At 62.3% G+C, this 3,949-nt stretch carries 4 protein-coding genes; all 4 read left to right on the top strand.

Features of this window, described 5'->3' with window-relative positions; genetic code table 11:
- Positions 1 to 717 (top strand): hypothetical protein (locus JSV65_19160; GenBank protein UCH34611.1); only part of this gene is annotated, 717 nt, incomplete at its 5' end.
- Between the two features lie 32 nt (positions 718 to 749).
- The gene (locus JSV65_19155; GenBank protein UCH34610.1) at positions 750 to 1,676 is read left to right on the top strand and encodes a hypothetical protein; all 927 of its coding nucleotides are present in this window, start codon (positions 750 to 752) and stop codon (positions 1,674 to 1,676) included.
- Between the two features lie 57 nt (positions 1,677 to 1,733).
- Positions 1,734 to 2,582, top strand: coding sequence for a hypothetical protein (locus JSV65_19150; GenBank protein ID UCH34609.1), 849 nt, complete (start codon positions 1,734 to 1,736; stop codon positions 2,580 to 2,582).
- 105 nt (positions 2,583 to 2,687) lie between these two features.
- Complete coding sequence (locus JSV65_19145; GenBank protein ID UCH34608.1) at positions 2,688 to 3,605, top strand: copper amine oxidase N-terminal domain-containing protein; 918 nt, start codon at positions 2,688 to 2,690, stop codon at positions 3,603 to 3,605.
- Positions 3,606 to 3,949 lie beyond the last annotated feature (344 nt).

Here is a 3,949-nt window from a genome sequence, read left to right as displayed (position 1 = left end):
GTCCCCTGGCCAGCCCCGGGGGACGATCTCTGGTGGGATGACGAACCGAAAGACCCCGATGGCGAGGGAGCCTGTCCGTCGCACGCGAAAGCAGGTGATCGTCGGACGACCTGGGAGGAGTACCGAGGATATCCGATCGGAGGAGCTGGTGCTGGCAGTATTGTGCGGCTTTCGCCGCAGGACAAAGAGATTCTGATCGAAGTCGACGTCATGGCGTCTGCCACCGACCCGGATACGCCTATCCTTTCACTTGGCGACATCACGGCTAAGCTGCAGCGAGCGCGTGACGTCCATTGGACGGGACTCGCGCGAGTCTACTGGAAGTTCGACGAAACAAGAGCTGAGTACAAGGCGCCGGAGTCTTTCGAATGGGTCGAGGACGTCACGGCTTACATGCGGCAGCACAGGAACGCTGCCCTGCCAAGGTACGGATATATCCTGTACAACGCTGGCTACAAAGTACAAGACGTGAGCGATGATCAGGTCTCCATGGAAGACAGAGGGTTCGCCCGCGCCAACGGCGTGTCGCTTCCCCACTTCTCGTCGGGTGCGACCGCTCACGAAGTAGGTCATCTTCTCAACATGCGCGACGCCTACAAGGTGTTCCGGCCGCCGGGCTGGCGGGAAATGCTGATGGGCGACAACTCGTTTGGAGCCACAACCCTGGTCGAATGGGAGATTACGCAGATAGCGATCACTGGAAAGTGCTTCAAGTAGTGTCCACGAGCGAGTCTGGGAGGAGAACGCCAATGAATAGAGCCGTCATCGCAGGGCTGCTTGCTGCGATCGGGGTGGTGTGCCCCACTAACACCGCGTTATCGGACACGGGCAGTCTGGCCGGCAGGCTGCAGCTAATGGTGGATCTCGACACCTGCGTATGGGCACCAGGCAACTATATGCCAAGGGCGCTAATCGTCTTGACGAATGTGTCGGTGGAAACGGTTGTCTTCGGCAGACCGACGGCAGGTCCGCGGGCTGCGAACACTTACGACGCGAATCAATGGTTGATCATGACTGACCCTCAAGCTGAACTGGTGCCCTCAGACGAGGTCGGCATCATAGCGGATTCGCCGGCCGGTGTGGAGTGGGTGCCCACGGTCACTCTCACGCCAGGCGAGAGCCACTCGTATTTCCTGAGTCTGATATGGTGGGGCTATGACTTTGCCGAGCTGAACCCGATGCCCGGTACGTACGCCGTGCAGGCGGTCTACGAGTACTTCGACGTGTCGGTACCTGTGTTCTACGATGAGGACGAACGCCGACCGTGGATGGATGAGAACCATCAGTTGCTGTTCTCCAACGTGGTGGAGCTGGCGGTCCTGGAGCAAGGTGCGAAGGCGCCGGGGCGTGTCCAGCTCGCGCGGGACGGGACGACGCTCGGTGAAGCCGTTCCCAGAATCCTCGTGCGGGGCAGTCTGATGGCGGATGCTCGCGTGTTCACGGAAACGGGGGCCAACCTGACACAGGAATCGGGGACAGCGACGATCGCGAGGGGAGACAGGCGCGTGACCCTCCCCATCGGCCAATGGCCAAAGGAGATGCAAAGCAAGCACCTGCCGGCGATCCCATCCATGGGCGGCGGGCTGCTGGTTCCCGTGCGCCATGTCGCGGAATCCCTGGGCATGCGGGTGCACTGGGATCCGAGGACCAAAACCGCCAACATCCTCACGGGGTGACGCGTGCGCCGGGCATTACTGACGCGCAACGTATATCGTGTCCGACAGCTCCCAGGCATGCTTGCCCTGTTCATGCTGCTTGGCGTAACGGCCAGTGCGATCTGTGACTACGCACAAGAGGGCACGGAACCAGTGGAATGGCTGGCATTCGAGATTCTCCTTGACTCGCCGGTCTACGCGGAGGGGGAACTGATATGTGTGACCACGATCTACACAAACACGGGTCCGGAGCCTATAAGGTATCAGCCTACAGACTACAACACCAAATCCAAGTGTGTGGTCACGCGTGCCGACGGTGAGAGCTTCACACTCGCGTATCCCCCGATTACACCCGCTCTCGGCCCCTCCACTTCTCGCCTGGAGCCAGGTGACTCTGCATTGTACGCGTACACCTTTAATTGCTGGAGTCCTCTCACGCCAGGAGACTACAGCGCGCAAGCGTTCGCGTGGCAGCCGACTTCCTGGCCTGCAGACGAATTCCAGCCTGATGAGCGTGTGGTGCTCGATGGTGATTACGTCAGCAATGAGGTGCCCTTTACGGTTCTTCCGGCAGGGGCGCAGGCGCCAGCGAGCACGCGGTTGGCGCTGAATGGCAATCCGTTGGATGCCGCGCCGCAGCCGCAGCGAGTGCGCAACTCCCTCGTGGCAAGCACACAAGCGCTCGAGCAGGCCGGCGTGAAGGCGACGCAGGACAAGGCGAAACAGGAAGTCAACCTTAGCCGCGGCGAGGCATCCGTGACCCTTCCCGTGGGTCGCTGGCCGAAGGAGATGCAGGACGAGCACCTGCCGGCGATCCCATCCATGGGAGGCGGGCTGCTGGTTCCCGTGCGCTATGTCGCGGAATCCCTCGGCATGCGCGTGCACTGGGACGCCAAGACCAAGACCGCCAACATCCTCACGGGGTGACGGTCACGGAGCCATGAATCTGGCGGAATTCGAGACTGCGCAGATCGCGATTAACGGAAAGCGCTTCACCTACGGCACCAGAACGAGCACCGAGCGGGGAAGAGGATGAACGGGGTCGTCATCGCAGGGCTGCTGACTGCGATCGGGGTGGTGTGCCCCGCTAACACCGCATTGTCGGACACGGGCAGTCTGGCCGGCAGGCTGCAGCTAACGGTGGATCTCGACACCTGCGTATGGGCACCCGGCAGCGAACCGCCGCGTGCGCTCGTAACCTACACGAACCTGTCAAGCGAAGAACTCACGTTCGATCGTCCAACCACGGGCCCGCGCGCGCACATGCAGTACGACTATTCCCAATGGCTCGTCGTCTCCGATTCGCAGGGCGTGCCTGTCGCGCCAGCGGTTGGCGTATACGTGGAGCTGCCCGCCGGCGTCGAATGGGTTCCCGACGTCACGGTTGGCCCCGGAGAGACGTATTGGTACTACATGGAGCTCTCGTGGTGGGGCTACGATGTGGAGACATGGAATCCGGGCAGTTATGAGGTGCGCGCTGTCTATGAGTACTTCGACGTGCCGTTCCTTTCGTTCGACGACCCTGACGAGGAGGAGCAGTGGATGGACCAGAACCATCAGTTGCTGCTGTCGAACGTCGTGCAGTTGGAGATCTTGGAGCAAGGCGCGAAGGCGCCCGAGGCGATCAAGCTGGCGCGCGACGGCGCGGCGCTCGACAGGTCGCTTCCGCGCATGCTCGTCAAGGGGAACCTGATGGCCGACGCTCGCGCCTTCACCGAAGCCGGGGCCTCGGTCACGCAGGAATCGGGGAGGGCCACCATCGCGCGCGGAGACAATACGGTTACGCTCCCCGTCGGGCGTTGGCCGAGGGAGATGCAGGATAAGCACGTGCCGGCGATCCCATCCATGGGAGGCGGGTTGCTGGTTCCCGTGCGCTATGTCGCGGAATCCCTCGGCATGCGCGTCCACTGGGACGCCAAGACCAAGACCGCCAACATCCTCACGGGGTGACGCCGCCAGCCGCGGCGGGATGCCTCAAACAGCGTTCGCAACCGAGGACCCTTCGGCGGCGCTCAGGACGGGCGGTTGCGCTACTCTTCGCAACCGGGGACGGTTGCGCTACTCTTCGCAACCGGGGACGGTTGCGCTACTCTTCGCAACCGAGGACGGTTGCGCTACTCTCCGCAACCGAGGACGGTTGCGCTACTCTCCGCAACCGAGGACGGTTGCGCTGCTGTTCGCAACCGGGGACGGTTGCGCTACTGTTCGCAACTGCAAACGGTCGCCCTACTGATTCCAGCCGGCGATGCCGAGCGGCACCTTGTACAGCGACGTGCGCGCGGTCACGAAGAGCG

The sequence above is a fragment of the Armatimonadota bacterium genome, assembly GCA_020354555.1.
Classification (GTDB): Bacteria; Armatimonadota; Hebobacteria.
Note: the sequence above shows the minus strand (reverse complement) of the source record. Positions and strands in the feature narration are given on the sequence as shown.

Bases quoted from the DNA above. Each gene is read 5' to 3' on its own strand.
- JSV65_19155 (UCH34610.1), top strand. From the start codon at position 750: ATGAATAGAGCCGTCATCGCAGGGCTGCTTGCTGCGATCGGGGTGGTG.
- JSV65_19150 (UCH34609.1), top strand. From the start codon at position 1,734: ATGCTTGCCCTGTTCATGCTGCTTGGCGTAACGGCCAGTGCGATCTGT.
- JSV65_19145 (UCH34608.1), top strand. From the start codon at position 2,688: ATGAACGGGGTCGTCATCGCAGGGCTGCTGACTGCGATCGGGGTGGTG.